The following is an 18,033-nucleotide window of genomic DNA, read 5'->3' on the forward strand; positions in this document are numbered from 1 at the left end:
TTATTGCCCCTTTTCTTTGGTCGCAACGAAGCCGACGTCCAGCATGCCCTGTTCCTGCGCGACCTTGGTCAGGTCGTTGATGACGCGCATCTTGGTGGTGCGGTCACCACGCAGGTTCAGCGGCGGCTGCGGGGTCTGCTGTGCGGCGGTCGCCAAGCGGGACTCGAGAGTCTGCTTGTTGATTTCTTCGTCGTTCCAGTAGATCGAGCCGTCTTCCTTGACTGCCAGCGTGATCGGGTTGGGACGCTTTTCAGCATCTTCCGGCTTCTGGATCAGGTTGGCTTCCGGCAGATCCACCTTGACCTTGTGGGACATCAGGGGCGCCGTGATGATGAAGATGATCAGCAGCACCAGCATCACGTCCACGAGGGGCGTAACGTTGATGTCGGCCATGGGGCCGCCGCTGTTACCACTACTGAAAGCCATAACGGGCTCCGTCTAGATCTTGGTGACTACTTACTTCGTCGCTGGGTGACGCGCGCCGCAATCAGCGGACGCGCGAACCGGTGGCGAAGAAGTCGTGCAGGTCGTGCGCGAAGGTATCGAACTTGCTGATGGTCGCGCTGTTGATCTTGCTGAAGAAGTTGAAGGCGAACACGGCCGGGATTGCGACGAACAGACCGATCGCGGTCATGATCAGCGCTTCACCCACCGGGCCGGCAACGGCGTCGATCGAAGCGGAGCCGGTGGCACCGATCTTGATCAGCGCGCCGTAGATGCCCCACACGGTACCCAGCAGACCGACGAACGGAGCGGTCGCGCCGACGGTGGCCAGCAGGGTCATGCCCGACTGCAGCTTGTTGCTTTCGCGGGTGACGGCCTGACGCAGAGCGCGGTCGACGAACTCCGAACGGCTCAGGTTCTCACCGACGCCGCCGGTAGCACCGCCTTCAGCGCGCTGGTGGTGGGCAGCTGCCTGGGCAGCGTCCAGGGCGATCTTCGAGAACGGCTCCGAAGCCGGCTGCTCTTCCATCGCACGGATGGCGTCCTGAGCGTTCGGGGTGTCCCAGAACAGGCTGACGACGCGATCAGCGGCGCTCTTCAGGCGGGTGGCACGGAAGATGTTGATGACGGTCCAGTACCAGGACATGGCCGACATGGCGATCAGGGTCAGCAGCACGACCCAGGAAACCGCGAAATCACCCGGCTTGGTGGTCATTTCGTGGATCAGGTGCTCGAAGCCCATCTGCGACAGGGCGTTGGACGGATTGCCCCCGGCAGCAGCGGCGATGAAAATTTCCTGCAGCATGACGCTTACCTTTGTTGTGTGTGGTGATAAAGGGTGTAGCTAAGCTAAACAATCGAACCGGGAGCGGGGGTGGCCAGGCGGCCACCCGGGCGCATCAGTTCAGCGCAAAGTTGACCGGGACGCGAACGCGACCTGCCGTCTTCTTACCGCCTGCTTCAGCGGCGTTGAAGCGCCACTTGCGAGCCGCTTCCATCGCAGCACGGTCCAGGTCGCGGTTACGGCTGGACTTTTCCACCGTGACATTGGTGACGTTGCCGCTGGCATCGACATCAATGATCAGGATCACTTCGCCCTGGATACCTGCGCGGAAGGCTGCCGGCGGGTAGCGCGGCGGATTCATGGCCTTCGACGAGATGTCCACGCTGGCCTCGATCGAGGTCGGCGGTGCCGGCGGCGCCGGAGGCGACGGCGGGGTGACGATATCGTTCGGGCGCGGCTCCGGCACGTCGACAACCGGCGCCTGCGGCGGCGGCGGTACGGGCGACGGCTTCGGCGGCGACAGATTCTTCACCGGCGGTGGCGGAGTATCCTGCGGCGGCGGCGGCGGCGGCGGCGGTGGGGGCGGCGGCGGCGCGTCGACGATGGTCACCATGACGTTGCGCTCCTTCTCCGCGACGGCCTTGGGAGCCACGGCGGGAATCAGGAGCATCATGAAGGCGGCCAGATGCAGGGCAATTACAAACGCGATGCCGACGATGCGAGGCCAGCTCAGCCCCTTGTCATCGGGTTGTTCGTACCGGTGAACGACTAGTTGTTCCGTCATGCGCCAAGAGCTCAATAGTGGGGCCGGAATCCCGGGGGCGGGATCCCTGATCAGCGGTGCATGACACCGCAGGAACCTCCAAGCTTATACCAATCCTGAGCGCCTGCGCATCAACTGAGCAGGCATTCAGGCGTTATTCCTACTTACTTCAGGTTGATGATTTTTTTGGCATCAGCCTGGTTCTTCACGCCCTTCGCCAGCGCCTGCTGGGCGGCCTGCTTGGCCTCGGGGACGCGACCTTCGGCATGCAGGACGCGTGCCAGGTTCAGGTAGGTCTCACCGTCCTTGGAGAGCGGGGCGGCCTTCTGCCACGCATCGATCGCCTGCGGCACCTGGTCGGAGTAGTAGTAGGACTGGGCCAGCGCCAGGTAGACCTGGTAATCCGGCTTCAGGATGCCCTTCTGCAACCCTTCGTTGATGACCGCGATGACGTCCTTTTCCTTGTTCTCGGTGTTGGCATAGATCGAGTACAGCTGCTTGTACTCGCGCTCTTCGGTGAGCTGGCCGCTGCTGCGCAGCTTGTCCATCACCGCGGCGGCCTTCGGCATCTGGTCAGCCTGCATGTACATGTTGGCCAGATTCAGCTGGGCCTTCTTGTCCGACGGGTTCTTGGCCGCCAGCGCTTCTGCGGCCTGCACGGCCTCACCGGTCTGGCCGGCTTCGGAAAGGGCCGCCATCAGCAGCTGGTTCCAGTTGTCCTTCGGCTCGGCAGCGCCCGCGATGGCCTGCTTCAGCACCGGGATCGCTTCCTGGTAGCGCTCCAGCTGGTACAGCGCCTGGCCCTTGGCAATCAGCTCTTCCGGCTTGGTCGACTTGCTCTCGGCGAAGTACTTGTCCAGGGTGGCCAGGCCTTCGGCAGTCTGGTCTTCCTGCAGCTGCAGCTGGCCCAGCATCAGCATCGACTGGAAGTGGCCGTTGTTGTCCAGGCCGTTGAACTGGATGACCTGCTTCAGGTAGGCGATGGCGGCCGGGGTGTCGTCGGTCTGGTAGGCGGCCTGCGAGGCCAGCTGCGCGGCCAGCGACTTGTCGTACTCGTTGGAGGCGCTGTCAGCCAGGATCGCGTCAGCCTGCGTACGCGTCTCCGGGAACTTTTCCTTGTTGTAGCTGTCGATCATTTTCTGCAGCTTGCTGCCCATCTTGGCCGAGGCCTTGACGGTCGGCTCCTGGCGGGTCGCATTCGGGTACAGCGGTTCGGCCTTGGCCTGCTTGCTGCTGCCGCCGCGGCTGCCACGGTCGGAGGAACGCGAGGACTGCGCGAAGGCATCGGTGACCACGGCGCCGGTCAGGGCGGTCGCGACGAGGACGGAAAGCACAGCTTTGTGGTTACGGAAAATCATCGTTCACCTCGATCGAACCGCCGGATAGCGGCAAAGTCGGACTGTCAGAAAAATCTGAGCCGCCAAACGTATCAGAAACAGATGGCGTGAGAAATCGTTTTATGTGCTGCAATACAGCATAGAACTGCGCACTCATCCGCACTTTGGCCGCAGCCCGGCCGCCTGCGCCTGCTGATAGACCGGCGCCAGGCCCGGTGCGTCACGTCGCAGCTCCTGGATCCGGTTGGCCGGATCGGGGTGGGTGGACAGCCATTGCGGGCTTCGACCGCCGCTGGCGGCCATCATGTTCTGCCACAGATCCACGGCCTGGGCCGGGTTGAATCCGGCCTGGGCCATCAGTCGCTGGCCGATCACGTCGGCCTCGCTTTCCTGGGTCCGCGAGCCGGGCAACAGGAAGGCCGCCTGCGCGCCCATGCCGCCCAACTGGTTGACCGTACTGGCGGCACCATCGCCATAGGCGGCACCGGCCAGCGCGCCCAGCACGGCCAGCCCGGTCTGCGCGCCCATCTGCCGGGTGATGCGCTCCTCGTGGTGGCGGGCGATGACGTGGCCGATTTCATGGCCGATTACGGCAGCCAGCTGATCCTGGTTCCTGGCAACGGTGAAGATGCCAGTGTTCACGCCGACCTTGCCGCCGGGCAGGGCGAAGGCGTTGGGCTCCTTGTCGACGAACACCGCCGTCTCCCACCGTACGCCACGGTATTGAGGCGGCAACTGCGCGACCAGGGCATTGACCACGCACTGCACGTAGCCGTTCTGGCGGCCATCGGTGCTGATCTTCTCTTTCTGCTTGGTCTCGGCAAACGCCTGCGCACCGAGCTGGTCAAGCTGCGCCTGCGACACGCCGCCCACCATCTGCCGTCGTCCGGTTGGCGAGGTGGTGGTCGCACAGGCACTGACCACGGTGGTGATGACTAGAGCCAGCAGCAGTTGTTTCATGGGTCCGCCCCCGTGTTCATGTGCGCAGTGTGTAGCGTACCTGCTTAATCTTTCGTCAAGCGGGCACGGCGTTACGTTGACCCCAGGAACACCATTGCGGCGAGCGCGACCGCGTTGTTCAGCGCATGCGCGGCAATCGCCGCCCACAGGGTGCCGGTGCGGCGGTACAGCCAGCAGAAGGCGGCGCCCATGCCACCGTACACCAGCCACAGCTGCGCCATGCCCAGCACCGAGTTCTTGCTGACACCGGGCACTTCGTGGACCAGGGCGAACGCCAGGCTGCTGAGGATCAGGCCCAGCCAGGGGCGGCCGGCCTGCCACAGGCGCCCGAACAGGACGCGGCGGAACAGCAGCTCTTCGTAGGCGGGGGCGAGGACGACCGCAAACAGCACCAGGAACAGCGGGAAGCGAGCGATTGCGCTCTGCATCAGTTCCACGTTGGTGGGCACCGGCTCGATGCCGAACTGCTTGGAAAGGAAGGCGATGCCGTTGCTGCCGAGCACGATCAGCGTGGCCACCAGCAGGGTCCAGCCCCAGGTGGACGGCCGCAGCAACGCCTGTCGCGACGCCATGCGTTCGCCGGCGTTTGCCGGGCGTCGCCAGAAGTACAGCAGCAGCGCGGCGCCACCGGTGGCGATCAGGGCCATCAGGATCTGCGCCAGGGCACCGGGCTGGCCCACTGCCGCGCCGACGGCGTCAGGTGTCAGTCCACCGCCATTGGCCTCGGCGTTGGCGCGGCTGACCACGATTGCACGGTAGAAGCCCCAGAACAGGCCGGTGACCATGCTCAGGCCGACCAGGGTAACGGCGGCGATGCCCAGGTCGATGAAGAAGCCTGCCAACGGTGCCACGGCGCGCGGTGGGGCAGACACCGGCGGAACCGGGGGCGGGGCGGCGGAGACCGGGGTGGATGCGGACATCAGGTACCTGTGTTCAAGGGACGAAGGCCGGTGCAGCTCCCCGCGCACCGGCCAGGTCCCGATTGTGTCAGATATCCAGGTTGGCGACCTTCAGCGCATTGTCTTCGATGAAGTCGCGACGCGGCTCGACGACATCGCCCATCAGGGTGCTGAAGATCTGGTCGGCAGCGACCGCATCCTCGATGCGCACCTGCAGCAGGCGACGGGTTTCCGGGTTCACCGTGGTATCCCACAACTGCTCCGGATTCATTTCACCCAGACCCTTGAATCGCTGGATCTGGCGGCCGCGCTTGGCCTCCTCGAGCAGCCAGTTCTGCGCCTTCGCGAAGCTGTCGACTTCGATCGACTTGGCGCCGCGGGAAATCGTTGCACCTTCGCGCACCAGGCCGTGCAGCAGCTTGGAGGCCTGGTGGATCGCACGCAGTTCGCCACTCTCGAACGCCGACATCGGCAGCACCTGGATGTGCTCCTCGCCCATGTGGCGACGGGTCACCAGCACGGCGGCCGGGCGCTCGTCGTTGGCTTCCTGCAGTTCCAGGCTGAAACGCGGGCTGCCCAGGCTGCCCTGGTTGAGGCGCTTGGCCAGCGCATCCAAGCCTTCGCCTTCGCCGGCATTGCGCAGGCTGTCCATGTCCATCGGCACGAAATCGACCAGCGCTTCGAGCAGGTTGCGGTCATAACGGTGCGCGTTGCGTTCGATGGAATCGAGCGCGGCGGCGTAGGCCAGCAGCAGCTTCTCCAGCGCCAGGCCTTCGATGCCGGGCTCGCCGGTGGCCGGCACCAGTGAAGCGTTTTCCACTGCGCTGCTGGCCAGGTAGCTGTCCAGCGCCGGGTCATCCTTTAAGTACAGCTCCTGCTTGCCCTGCTTGATCTTGTACAGCGGCGGCAGGCCGATGTAGACGTAACCGCGCTCGATCAGCTCCGGCATCTGACGGTAGAAGAACGTCAGCAGCAGGGTGCGGATGTGGGCGCCGTCGACGTCGGCGTCGGTCATGATGATGATCTTGTGGTAGCGCAGCTTGTCCGGGTTGTACTCGTCGCGGCCGATGCCGGTACCCAGTGCGGTGATCAGCGTACCGACCTGGTCGGAGGACAGCATGCGGTCGAAGCGCGCGCGTTCCACGTTGAGAATCTTGCCGCGCAGCGGCAGCACCGCCTGGTTCTTGCGGTTGCGGCCCTGCTTGGCCGAGCCACCTGCCGAGTCACCCTCGACGATGAACAGTTCGGACAGCGCCGGGTCCTTTTCCTGGCAGTCGGCCAGCTTGCCCGGCAGGCCGGCGATGTCCAGCGCGCCCTTGCGGCGGGTCAGGTCGCGGGCCTTGCGCGCAGCTTCACGCGCACGCGCGGCATCGACGATCTTGCCGGCGATCGCCTTGGCTTCGTTCGGGTTTTCCTGCAGGAACTCTTCCAGGCGCGCACCGAAGGCGTTTTCCACCGCCGGACGCACGTCGGAGCTGACCAGCTTCTCCTTGGTCTGGCTGGAGAAGCTCGGGTCCGGCACCTTCACCGACAGCACCGCGATCATGCCTTCGCGCATGTCGTCGCCGGTCAGGTTGATCTTGGCCTGCTTGGCGATGCCGTTCTGCTCGATGTAGTTGTTGAGCACGCGGGTCAACGCACCGCGGAAACCGGCGAGGTGAGTACCGCCGTCCTTCTGCGGGATGTTGTTGGTGAAGCAGTACATCGTCTCCTGGTAGGAGTCGGTCCACTGCAGCGCCACCTCCACGACGATGCCGTTGTGCTCGCCGGTGACGGAGATGACATTCGGGTGCAGCGGGGTCTTCAGCTGGGCCAGATGCTCCACGAAGCTGCGGATGCCGCCTTCGTAGTGGAAGTCATCGCGACGGCCGTCGCCGCGCTCGTCGGCAAGGACGATCTTGACGCCGGAGTTCAGGAACGACAACTCGCGCAGACGGCGGGCCAGGATGTCGTAGTGGAATTCCACGTTGTCGTGGAAGGCGACGGTGGACGGCCAGAAGCGCACGGTGGTGCCACGCTTGGTGGTGGCTTCCAGCTTGGCGAGCGGGGTCACGGCCGCGCCGTTGCTGAATTCCTGCTGGTAGTGGGAGCCGTTCTGGAACACGTCCACCAGCAGCTTCTGCGACAGCGCGTTGACCACGCTGACGCCGACGCCGTGCAGGCCGCCGGAAACCTTGTAGCTGTTGTCGTCGAACTTGCCGCCTGCGTGCAGGACGGTCATGACGACTTCGGCGGCGGACACTTCGCGACCGAGCTTGGCGCTCATCTGCTCGTGCTTGCCGGTCGGGATGCCGCGACCGTTGTCGGACACCGAGACCGAACCGTCAGCGTGGATCGTCACCGCGACATGGTCGGCGTGGCCGGCCAGCGCTTCGTCGATCGAGTTGTCGACAACCTCGAACACCATGTGGTGCAGACCGGTGCCGTCATGCACGTCACCGATGTACATGCCGGGTCGCTTGCGGACAGCCTCCAGGCCTTCCAGGGCGGTAATGCTGTTGGCGTCGTAATTGCCGTTGTTTGCCGGGGTGTTCTGTTCGTCGCTCATTGCGCTTGCCGTAGGCTCCGCAGGTCGGACACCGCTTGGGGCGATGTGCCGAGAATGAAAGGATTCCAACCCGAATTATACCAGCCGGGGTCGAGTGGCCCTGATGTGCCCACTATGGCACAGCCACGATCTGTGCATGTTCCACGTGGAACCGGGCGATCTGGGTCAGGCCCTGCAGGGCCGCCGGAGGTTCAGTAGCGGTGACGAAGATCTGCGCCGGGCCGGTGAGCAGGCGCTCCAATACCCGCGCCTGGTGGGTACGATCCAGTTCGGAGGCCAGATCGTCCAGTGCGATCACCGGCCATTCGCCGCGCTGTTCTGCATAGTCCTCAGCCTGCGCTATCAGGCACGCCAATGCGGTGAGCTTGGCCTGACCGCGTGACAGTGCATCGCGACCAGGAATGCTATGGAAATCCACACTCCAGTCCGCCCGGTGCGGCCCAACCGAGGTGTAGCCGGCCTGGCGGTCACGATCCCGGGCCAGAAGCAGAGCATCTGCCAGGGGAAGCTCATGCCGACGCCAGCCCGGACTGAGTTGCAGTGCCTGGATGCCGAGTTGCGGCGCCAAACTGGCAGCCAGCGCCACGGCACGCTGCTGCAGCCGCTCAAGGTAGTGCTGACGCCGGCTGGTAAGGGGCTCTCCGGCCTCAGCCAACTCGTGATCCCAGGTGTCCAGCATCCGCGACGGGCCGCCCTGCTTGAGCAGGGCATTGCGCTGCTTCAGCGCCCTTGAATAGCGGCGCCACAAGGACAGGAAATCAGGTTCCACGTGGAACAAGCCCCAATCCAGGAAGCGACGGCGGGGCTCGCCACCGCCGCTGACCAGCGCATGGCTGCCGGGCTCGAACGTCACCACCGCCAGCGCTGCGCAGAGGTTGCCGAGCTGAGCCACATCTTCACCGTCCAATCGTCCCTTCCAGTCCTGGCCACTGTGGCGCAGGCCGGCCTTTCGGCGATGCGGCGCGTGGTCGGCACGTTGCTCGTCCCATTCCACGAAGATCTCCAGCGCCTCCTGGCCCTGGCGTACCAGTCCATCGCGGACCCGGCCGCGGAAGCTGCGGCCATAGGCCATCAGATGCAGGGCCTCCAGCACGCTGGTCTTGCCGGCACCATTGTCGCCAGTGAGCAGGTTCAGCCCCGGCTGGGGCAAGAGATCCACCGCACTGAAGCGACGCAGTTGGTGCAAGGCGAGGCGGCGGATAAGCATGGGGCGCGAACGACCATCCGCTCGAGGCGGTAGAGGGGCAGGGAATCCATCAGCTTACTGCATCGGTCAAGCCGGACGCGCTGCACCCGCATCGATGCGTAGCAGAAGCTCCCGCACACCAACTGATCGCGGGTTCCACGTGGCGCCGGTTCACCGGCATGCCCGTTTCCAGCTCCGGACGCAGCTGAAATTCCTTTAATTCTGCACAGGGTTGCGGGGCGTGGCCCGCCAGATTTCAAGGATTTCAGGACCACTGCCGCAGGTGTTTGCTGAACGCTTGCCCGGCCAGGTGAGCGGGCGGGGGCCCGGGTTCCTCCAAATCTGCGATCCGATGCCATGGGAGGTTCCACAGATTTCAAAGAATCCGGCCCATTCGTTTCACGCTGTCCACAGCGGGACTGTATGACTTATACACAAGGTATGGGCAATCTGTGGATAAAAAAGCCATTTTGCTTGGGTCTGGAAACTATCCACAGGTTCCCCCCCAGCCTGAGGCGCCTCTATACAGGGGGTTTCACCCACATAAATTCCTTTTAAATCATGTAGATAACACATTTCTCCACGAAATCTGGCTCTACCATCACCACCATGCTTTAGATTTATACCCAGATTTAGAAGCTAGGCTTGGCTCGATCTGCCCCGAATGAGTCCTGTGGACAGAGAGGATTTCAGAAACAGCGAGCACCGTCGCCGCAGCGTGGATGCGCTTCGGCATCCGACCAGGCCAGGTCCATAGCAACTGCGTTGAGACTCCAGGTACCGGCCCCGATCAAACTTGATTCGGAAGCAGTCCCTGGCATCGACTCAAAGTCCCGTCGGTAGTTGGGAAGCAAAGCGCACGCAACCGGGTGCATCAAGGAAGATGCGTTCCGTCCGAAATACACGCTGGAAAGGGTCGGCCCGATGATCCACGTGGAACGTGCAAAAAAAAACGCCCGGGAGCTTCCCGGGCGTCGTTATGTTCCACGTGGAACCGGGCTGATGTCAGAGACGCAGCGGCATGACCACGTGGCGCGACTTCTCGCTGCTGGACTCACGCACCAGCGCCGAGGAGTTGGAGTCGCGCAGCTGGATGATGACTTCCTCATCGCGCAGGGCGGAGAGGGCATCCAGCAAGTAGTTCACGTTGAAGCCGATGGCGAGATCGCTGACCGTGGTATCGGCTTCGATCTCTTCCTGGGCTTCCTCCTGCTCCGGGTTGTGCGCGCTGATCTTCAGGTTGCCCGGCGACACTTCCACGCGGATGCCGCGGTACTTCTCGTTGGACAGGATCGCAGCGCGCTGCAGCGAGGCGCGCAGCGCTTCACGATCAACCTTCACCTCACGGTCGGCACCGATCGGAATCACCGCTTCGTAATCCGGGAAACGGCCGTCGATCAGCTTGGAGGTAAAGGTGACATCGTCGCGCTTGACGCGGACGTGGCTGCGGCCGACTTCCAGCTCGATCTCGCGATCACCGCTTTCCAGCAGGCGCTGCAGTTCGGTCACGCCCTTGCGCGGCACGATGATCTGGCGCTTGGAACCGCTCGGCTTGGCCAGGTCGGTTTCACACAGCGCCAGACGGTGGCCGTCGGTGGCAACGGTACGCAGGGCGTCGCCGCGCAGATCGAACAGCAGGCCATTGAGGTAATAGCGCACGTCCTGCTGCGCCATCGCGAACGCGGTGCGCTCGATGAGCTCCTTCAGGGTCGCTTCGCCGATGGCCACGCGCTCAGTGGCTTCCACTTCGTCAACCGACGGGAAGTCATTGGAGGGCAGGGTTGCCAGGGTGAAGCGGCTACGACCGGCCTGCACGGTGATCTTGTCTCCGGTCTGCGACACGGTGATCCGGCTGCCATCGGGCAGGGCGCGGATGATCTCGAACAGCTTGCGGGCGGGGATGGTGGTTTCGCCGTCCTGGGCATCTTCAACCGCGATCCGCGACACCATCTCCACTTCCAGGTCGGTACCGGTCAGCGACAGCTGGCCGTTCTGCACCTGGACCAGGAAATTGGCCAGAACCGGAAGGGTCTGGCGGCGTTCGACCACGTTGACGACCTGTGCCAACGGCTTGAGAAAGGCTTCGCGCTGCAGTGTGAAACGCATGTGGTTCCGTGCCCCTATGCTTTAAAAAATGTGGAATAAATCAAAAGCTTGGTGGTGCTGGTAGAGACAGAATCGCTGGAAAACAATGCTAAGTCTTTGTAAATAAAGGAGTTTCAGGCATCGAAACCCTCTGTATTACCGACCCCCAAGGGGTGGGGAAAGCTGTGGATAAATTCGACGGGATTTCAGACGCCATTTTTATCCACAACGTGTCCCGCGCTTGCTACCGGATTCTGCACCGTTTTGTGCGATGACGCCTCATCGGCATCCGTGCATCATTCGCTCAGCTTCCGGATCAGCTTGTCCCAGTCTTCGCGGAGCTTGCCGTCGGTTTCCATCAGGGTCCGGATCTGGCGGCAGGCATGCAGCACCGTGGTGTGATCGCGACCGGCAAAGGCGTCGCCGATCTCGGGCAGGCTGTGCTCGGTCAGTTCCTTGGTCAGGGCCATGGCGACCTGGCGGGGGCGAGCGAGCGAGCGGGTCCGACGCTTCGACAGCAGATCCTTGATCTGCAGGCCGTAGTAGTCGGCAACGGTTTTCTGGATGTTGGGAATGCTGATCGCCTGCTGCTGGGCGCGCAGCAGGTCGCGCAGGGTTTCCTGAGCGAATTCGGTGGTGATCGCGCGGCCGGTGAAGTTGGCGCGGGCGGTCAGGGTATTGAGCGCGCCCTCGAGGTCGCGCACGTTGGAGCGCATCTTCTTGGCGATCAGGAACGCAACATCATCGGGAATCTCGGCACCGCGTTCGCGCGCCTTGGCCAGCACGATCGCGGCGCGGGTCTCGAAGTCCGGCGGTTCGATCGCGACCGACAGGCCCCAGGCAAGCCGCGACTTCAGGCGCGCTTCCAGGCCTTCGACCTCCCGCGGATAGCGGTCACAGGTCAGGATGATCTGCTGCTTGCCATCGAACAACGCGTTGAAGGTGTGGAAGAACTCTTCCTGCGTGCGGTCCTTGCCGGCGAAGAACTGGATGTCATCGATCAACAGCGCGTCCACCTGCTGGAACTGGCGCTTGAACTGATCCATGGTCTTTTCCTGCAGGGCCCGGATCATGGCGCTGAAGAACTGTTCCGAACGCAGGTACAGCACCTTCGCGACTGGATTGGCCTGGCGCATCGCGTTGCCGGCGGCGAACATCAGGTGGGTCTTGCCCAGGCCGGTGCCTCCGTACAGCAGCAGCGGGTTGTGGGCCCGGTCGCCCGGCTTCTGCGCTGCCTGGAAGGCAGCGGCCAGGCCCAGCTGGTTACTGCGCCCTTCGACGAAGTTGGCGAAGGTGTAGTGATTGTCCAGATTGCCGGCAAACGGCACCTGCGGTTCGCTGGACACAGGCGCCGACGACGTGGAAACCGGCGCGTTCTGCGCCTCCACGGGGCGCGGGCGCGAGCCGATTTCAAGAAAAACGTCGCTGAAACCGGCGAAGTGAGCCAGCAGTTCGCGGATCCGGGCCAGGTACAACTCGCGGACCTGGTCGACGATGAAGGCATTCGGTGCATACAGCACCAGGCTGTCCACGCGCAGATCGGCCTGCAGCGGCTTCAACCAGGTATGAACGTCTTCCGGCGGGAACTCCGCTTCGAGGCGCTCGAGACTACGGGACCAGGCATCCATCAGCAATAATCGTCCGGTGGCCGGGGCATGGACGCGACAAGGCGCCCAAACACAGGCCGGAAAGGGGGGAAATGGATGGCTCAGACTACCACCGAGCGCCCGCCTTCGGAATGCTTGTCCCCTACTTATTCACAAAAACATCCACAGCTATTGCACAGCCCGGTGAATTCGCGTAGTCCCCAGGGGTTGACGTGAGGGGGGAGACCTCTCTAGAATTTCCGGTTCTTTCCGTCCCATTCATACGAGAGGCCCCCAATGGCCACGAAGCGCACCTACCAGCCCAGCAACCTCAAGCGTAAGCGCGACCACGGCTTCCGTGCCCGTATGAAGACCGCTGACGGCCGCAAGATCCTGTCGCGTCGCCGCGCCAAGGGCCGCAAAGTCCTGAGCGCCTGATTGCCATGCCGCACCCTGCGGCAGACGCAATCCCTTCGACAGTGAATACTGCAGACCCGCGCAAGCGATTCCCTCGCTCTGCGCGGGTTCGCACGCGTGCCGAATACTCAACGGTCTTCAACGGCGCCCGCCGTGTGTCCGATCCGCTGATGACCCTGCACTGGCTGCCGGCTGACCGGCCGGCCAGGCTGGGTCTGGCGGTTTCCCGCAAGGTCGATCCGAACGCCGTTGGGCGTAACCGGATCAAGCGCGTCCTGCGCGACATCCTGCGTCAGACACGTACCGATATCCAGCCAGGCGACTTCGTCGTCGTGGCCCGTAGTGCTGCGCGTTCCGCCAGCAACGACGAGATCCGCCAGGCCTTCCTGCGCCTGCTGCGTCGCCTGCGTGCATTGCCCGCGCCGGGCGTGGACGGCACAATGCCGCCGCCTGATGGCATCGCAACTCCTTCTTTGACCGAGCCGGCATCGCGTCCCGGCCCCGCCGAGCCTGTCCGCTGATGAACCAGACCCGCGTATTCCTCATTTTTGCCTGGCTGATGGTGGCCGTGCTGCTGTGGATGGAGTGGAGCCGTGAAAAGGCTGCTCCGACCCCGGCACCGACTACCACGTCCGCCCCGGCTGCCGCACAGAGTGTTCCGGGCGCTGCCTCGGGCGGCATTCCCAGTGCACAGGTCCCGGGCGCCCCGGGCCAGGCCGCTGTGCAGGCGCAGGCCAGTGCCACCCCGGCCAGCCAGCGCGTGACCGTCACCACCGACGTGCTGCGCCTGGTGCTTGATGGTGGCCGCGTGCTCGACGCCGAGCTGCTGCAGTTCCCGCAGACCAAGGACGAAGGCAGCCCGCCGGTTCGCCTGCTGACCGAAGACCCCGCGCATCCGTACAGCGCGATCAGTGGCTGGGCCAGCGAAGACAAGAACACCCCGGTTCCCGGCGCCGACGGCTTCAAGCTGGTCGGTGACACCAAGGACTTCGTGCTGGCCAAGGGCCAGAACGAGCTGCAGATCCCGTTCGTGTGGACGGCCGACAACGGCGTGACCATCAAGCGCACCCTGACCGTCTCGCGCAACGAGTATGCCGTGCGCTTCAAGGACGAAGTCAGCAATACCGGCGCCGCGCCGTGGAACGGCTACGTCTACCGCACCCTGGACCGCACCCCGACCATCCTGTCGCGGAGCATGACCAACCCGGACTCCTTCAGCTTCAACGGTGCCACCTGGTACGACAACGACAAGAAGTACCAGCGTCGTGCGTTCAAGGACTACCTGGAAGACGGCACGCTCAACCAGAACATCACCGGCGGCTGGCTGGCGATGCTGCAGCACCACTTCTTCACCGCCTGGATCCCGCAGAAGGACCAGACCGCACACTACGTGCTGTCGCAGGTGGCCGGTCGTGACCTGATCGAAGCGCGTGGCCCGGCCTTCACCGTGGCGCCGGGCCAGTCCACCAGCACCGAAGCCCGCCTGTGGGTCGGCCCGAAGCTGGTCAACCTGATTGCCAAGGAAGACGTGCCGGGCCTGGACCGCGTGGTCGACTACAGCCGCTTCTCGATGATGGCGGTGATCGGCCAGGGCCTGTTCTGGGTGCTGAACCAGGTGCACAAGCTGGTCGGCAACTGGGGCTGGGCGATCGTCGGCCTGGTGGTGCTGCTGAAGCTGGTGCTGTACCCGCTGTCGGCGACCCAGTACAAGAGCGGTGCCAAGATGCGTCGCTTCCAGCCGCGCATCGCGCAGCTGAAGGAACGCTATGGCGACGACCGCCAGAAGTTCCAGACCGCGATGATGGAGCTGTACAAGAAGGAAAAGATCAATCCGATGGGCGGCTGCCTGCCGATCCTCATCCAGATGCCGATCTTCTTCGCCCTGTACTGGGTGCTGGTGGAATCGGTCGAACTGCGCCAAGCGCCCTGGTTCGGCTGGATCCAGGACCTCACTGCACGCGACCCGTACTTCATCCTGCCGGTGATCAACGTGGCGGTGATGTGGTTCACCCAGAAGCTGACCCCGGCACCGGGCATGGACCCGATGCAGCAGAAGATGATGCAGTTCATGCCGCTGGTGTTCGGCGTCATGATGGCCTTCATGCCGTCCGGCCTGGTCCTGTACTGGGTGGTCAACGGCGGCCTGGGCCTGCTGCAGCAGTGGTGGATGACCAAGCGCCATGGCGGCGAGCCGGTCCCGGCCACCACCGCTCCGGCTCCGGTCAAGAAGAAGTAATCGGCAGAGCCGGCCACTGGCCGGCCGACCCCAGCAGAAGCCCGCCGCAAGGCGGGCTTTTCGCATGCGGCGTTAGAATCGCCTGCACACCGTTCCTCCCATCTTCGAGTCCGCCATGCGTGCGTCGTCGTTCCGCCTGTTCCTGCCCTCGCTGCTGTTGACCCTGGCCGTAGCGGGCTGTGGCGACAAGGACGCGAAGGTGCCGGCGAGCACGGTCACCCAGCCCAGCGCGCAGGCCGCCGCCGCTGCCGATCCGGCCGCCGCGCCGTTGCTGGCCGCGCTGCAGAAGCAACTCGATGGCTACCGCCGGATCATCGTGCTGCTGGCCGACGAGGAGCAGCAGTCGACCGCCGACCGTGGCACCTCCACGCGTGTGGGCCAGCAGCTGTTCCACGATGGCCTGGAACAGCGCACGACCATCGCCGCGCAGTTCGACACCCTGCTGCGCGATTCCAGCCCGCAGCGCTTTGCCACCCTCGGCACGGTGCTGGACTACATCGAGTCTGCGCCCGAACTGTTCGACGCCGATCGCCTGGCCTTCCGTGAAGTGCTGCGTGACCTGCATGAGCGGGCCGGCACCGATTCCTCGCTGCCGGCGGTGAAGCTGCACCAGCGCATCGGTGAGGATCTGGAAGCGCTCGATGAGATCGAGCGCAACTACAACCAGGAACTGACCCGCATCTTCAGCCGCTTCGAGCGCACCCGCGCCATCGAACTGAAGCGCGAGAAGTGGGACGACTACATCGCCCACCTGCACAAGGACTACAGCCGTGAAGCGATCCTGCGCGACTACGGGGTGATCGAGCCGTATCCGATGTCGATGAAGGACAGCGACCGCGAGATCTTCGGCCGCGACCTGCCGGCCAAGACGGTGGTGCTGACCTTCGACGATGGCCCGCACAAGGCCTACACCGATGAAGTGGTGGCCATCCTCAAGCGCTACGACGTGCCGGGCGTGTTCTTCGAGGTGGGCCGCAACCTGGGCAAGGTCGAGGCCGATGGCAAGGTCAGCCTCGGCCCGATGGCGAAGATCAGCCGCAACCTGATGGAAGAAGGCTATGCGGTGGGCAACCACAGCCTGACCCATGCGCAGCTGTCGCGTACCACCGGCGATGCGCTGCGCCAGCAGGTGCTGGACACCGACACGCTGCTGAAGGATGTCGACAGCAAGCGCGCGCCGCTGTTCCGCTTCCCCTATGGCGCGCGTAATGCCGAAGGCCTGCAGCTGCTCAACGAAGCCGGGTTGAAGTCGATCATGTGGAACATCGATTCGATGGACTGGGCCGACCCGGTGCCGGAATCGATCGTGCAGCGCGTGCTCGACCAGGTGAACAAGGAACAGCGCGGCATCATCCTGTTCCATGACATCCACGACCGTGCGGTGAAGGCGTTGCCGCAGATCCTCGACCGGCTGATCGCTGATGGCTACCAGTTCGCCGGGTGGAATGGCCGCGACTTCACCGTCGCCCGCGCGCGCAAGGGTGACACCAGCCCCGCCACCGTCACCACCGGCTACGAGAAGTCGTGGGCGATCGTGGTCGGCATCGACAACTACGCCAAGTGGCCAAAGCTGGAATACGCCAGCCACGATGCGCAGGCGGTGGCCGATACCCTGACCGGGCAGTTCGGCTTCCCGTCTTCGCAGGTGATCGTGCTGAAAAACGAGCAGGCCACGCGCAACAACATCCTGGCCGCGTTCCACGACCGCCTGGCCGATGACCGCACCGGGAAGAACGACCGCGTGTTCGTATTCTTCGCTGGCCACGGCGCGACCCGCCAGCTCGCCTCCGGGCGCGATCTCGGCTACATCATCCCGGTCGATTCGGATCCGAAGGAATTCGCCACCGACGCGATTGCGATGACCGACATCCAGAACATCGCCGAAAGCATGCAGGCCAAGCATGTGATGTTCGTGATGGATGCCTGCTACAGCGGCCTGGGCCTGACCCGTGGCGGCCCGTCGTCGTCGTCGTTCCTGCGCGAGAACGCGCGTCGCAGCGCGCGGCAGATGCTGACCGCCGGCGGCGCCGACCAGCAGGTGGCCGATGCCGGCCCGAATGGCCACTCGGTGTTCACCTGGGTGCTGCTGCAGGCGCTGGCTGGCAAGGGCGATCTCAACGGCGATGGCCTGATCACCGGTACCGAGCTGGCCGCCTACGTGGCGCCGGCCGTCTCAGCCGTTTCGCACCAGACCCCGGCCTTCGGCAGCCTGCCGGGTTCGCAGGGCGGCGAGTTCGTGTTCCAGGTGCCCGACAGCCAGGAATTCCTCAACGCCGATACGCGCCAGCTGACTGCCGATGCGATCGCGCTGAACAACAGGGTCGATGCCGCCAGCGAGGCCAAGGGCAGCCAGGCACCGGTGACCGTGGCCGACCTGCAGGGCGGCAAGGCCAAGCTGGTGGTGCCCAGCGCCGGTCCGGCTTCAGACCGCCAGCGCGCACAGCAGGCCAATGACCGCGGCCTGCAGTTGTATCGCGAGAAACAGTACGACGAGGCGGCTGCGCAGTTCACCGAGGCACTGAAGCTGCGCCCGGACTTCGCCCAGGCCGCCAACAACCTCGGCTTCGTCTACTACCGTCAGCAGCGCTACGCCGAAGCCGCACGCTGGCTGGAGAACACGCTGAAGATCGATCCGTCGCGTGCGGTGGCCTATCTCAACCTGGGCGATGCCTACTTCAACGCCGGCGACAAGGCCAAGGCGAAGCAGGCCTACACGACCTACCTGGCGCTGCAGCCGCAGGGCAGTGGTGCCGCGCAGGCACGCGCGCAGCTGGAGAAACTCTGAACC

General features: G+C 64.2%; 14 protein-coding genes. 4 read left to right on the forward strand and 10 right to left on the reverse strand.

All coding sequences use genetic code 11. The annotated features are described in order from the left end of the window. The 10 genes from AC5P5V_RS05930 to dnaA all read right to left on the reverse strand — a co-directional run bounded on the left by AC5P5V_RS05930 (window position 1) and on the right by dnaA (window position 12,634). Window positions 1-426 (reverse strand): ExbD/TolR family protein, encoded by a 426-nt coding sequence (locus tag AC5P5V_RS05930; RefSeq protein WP_005421196.1) that lies wholly within the window; start codon window positions 424-426, stop codon window positions 1-3. 61 nt (window positions 427-487) lie between these two features. Continuing rightward, entirely contained in the window at window positions 488-1,249 is a 762-nt protein-coding gene (gene exbB / locus AC5P5V_RS05935) for a TonB-system energizer ExbB (RefSeq protein ID WP_005411738.1), read from the reverse strand. A 94-nt stretch (window positions 1,250-1,343) separates the two neighbouring features. Then, on the reverse strand, window positions 1,344-2,012 hold the full coding sequence (locus tag AC5P5V_RS05940) for an energy transducer TonB (protein WP_005421199.1): 669 nt from the start codon (window positions 2,010-2,012) through the stop codon (window positions 1,344-1,346). Window positions 2,013-2,155: 143 nt separating this feature from the next. Next, window positions 2,156-3,349 (reverse strand): tetratricopeptide repeat protein, encoded by a 1,194-nt coding sequence (locus AC5P5V_RS05945; protein WP_061480436.1) that lies wholly within the window; start codon window positions 3,347-3,349, stop codon window positions 2,156-2,158. Between the two features lie 132 nt (window positions 3,350-3,481). Continuing rightward, on the reverse strand, window positions 3,482-4,288 hold the full coding sequence (locus AC5P5V_RS05950; protein ID WP_061480435.1) for a M48 family metallopeptidase: 807 nt from the start codon (window positions 4,286-4,288) through the stop codon (window positions 3,482-3,484). A 71-nt stretch (window positions 4,289-4,359) separates the two neighbouring features. Continuing rightward, a complete protein-coding gene (locus AC5P5V_RS05955) occupies window positions 4,360-5,208 on the reverse strand; it encodes a CPBP family intramembrane glutamic endopeptidase (RefSeq protein WP_134968172.1) in 849 nt (282 codons plus the stop codon). Window positions 5,209-5,275: 67 nt separating this feature from the next. Then, window positions 5,276-7,735, reverse strand: coding sequence for a DNA topoisomerase (ATP-hydrolyzing) subunit B (gene gyrB / locus AC5P5V_RS05960; RefSeq protein WP_061480434.1), 2,460 nt, complete (start codon window positions 7,733-7,735; stop codon window positions 5,276-5,278). Window positions 7,736-7,847: 112 nt separating this feature from the next. Beyond that, entirely contained in the window at window positions 7,848-8,942 is a 1,095-nt protein-coding gene (gene recF / locus AC5P5V_RS05965; protein ID WP_134968173.1) for a DNA replication/repair protein RecF, read from the reverse strand. A 984-nt stretch (window positions 8,943-9,926) separates the two neighbouring features. Next, a complete protein-coding gene (dnaN, locus tag AC5P5V_RS05970; RefSeq protein WP_005411731.1) occupies window positions 9,927-11,027 on the reverse strand; it encodes a DNA polymerase III subunit beta in 1,101 nt (366 codons plus the stop codon). Between the two features lie 275 nt (window positions 11,028-11,302). Continuing rightward, the gene (dnaA, locus tag AC5P5V_RS05975; protein ID WP_061480432.1) at window positions 11,303-12,634 is read right to left on the reverse strand and encodes a chromosomal replication initiator protein DnaA; all 1,332 of its coding nucleotides are present in this window, start codon (window positions 12,632-12,634) and stop codon (window positions 11,303-11,305) included. Between the two features lie 255 nt (window positions 12,635-12,889). On the opposite strand from dnaA, the gene rpmH reads away from it, so the two are divergent. The 4 genes from rpmH to AC5P5V_RS05995 all read left to right on the forward strand — a co-directional run bounded on the left by rpmH (window position 12,890) and on the right by AC5P5V_RS05995 (window position 18,030). Then, window positions 12,890-13,030, forward strand: coding sequence for a 50S ribosomal protein L34 (rpmH, locus tag AC5P5V_RS05980; RefSeq protein WP_005411729.1), 141 nt, complete (start codon window positions 12,890-12,892; stop codon window positions 13,028-13,030). Between the two features lie 5 nt (window positions 13,031-13,035). Beyond that, window positions 13,036-13,530, forward strand: a complete 495-nt coding sequence (gene rnpA, locus AC5P5V_RS05985) for a ribonuclease P protein component (protein ID WP_072168770.1) — start codon at window positions 13,036-13,038, stop codon at window positions 13,528-13,530. Beyond that, window positions 13,530-15,245: a membrane protein insertase YidC gene (gene yidC, locus AC5P5V_RS05990; protein WP_061480431.1), complete on the forward strand. Its 1,716-nt coding sequence runs from the start codon at window positions 13,530-13,532 to the stop codon at window positions 15,243-15,245. The genes rnpA and yidC overlap by 1 nt, the downstream gene beginning before the upstream one ends. A gap of 115 nt (window positions 15,246-15,360) precedes the next feature. After that, the gene (locus AC5P5V_RS05995) at window positions 15,361-18,030 is read left to right on the forward strand and encodes a polysaccharide deacetylase family protein (protein ID WP_231352419.1); all 2,670 of its coding nucleotides are present in this window, start codon (window positions 15,361-15,363) and stop codon (window positions 18,028-18,030) included. The last annotated feature ends 3 nt before the right edge of the window (window positions 18,031-18,033 follow it).

Source organism: Stenotrophomonas sp. YJH_SMC_130, assembly GCF_059369035.1.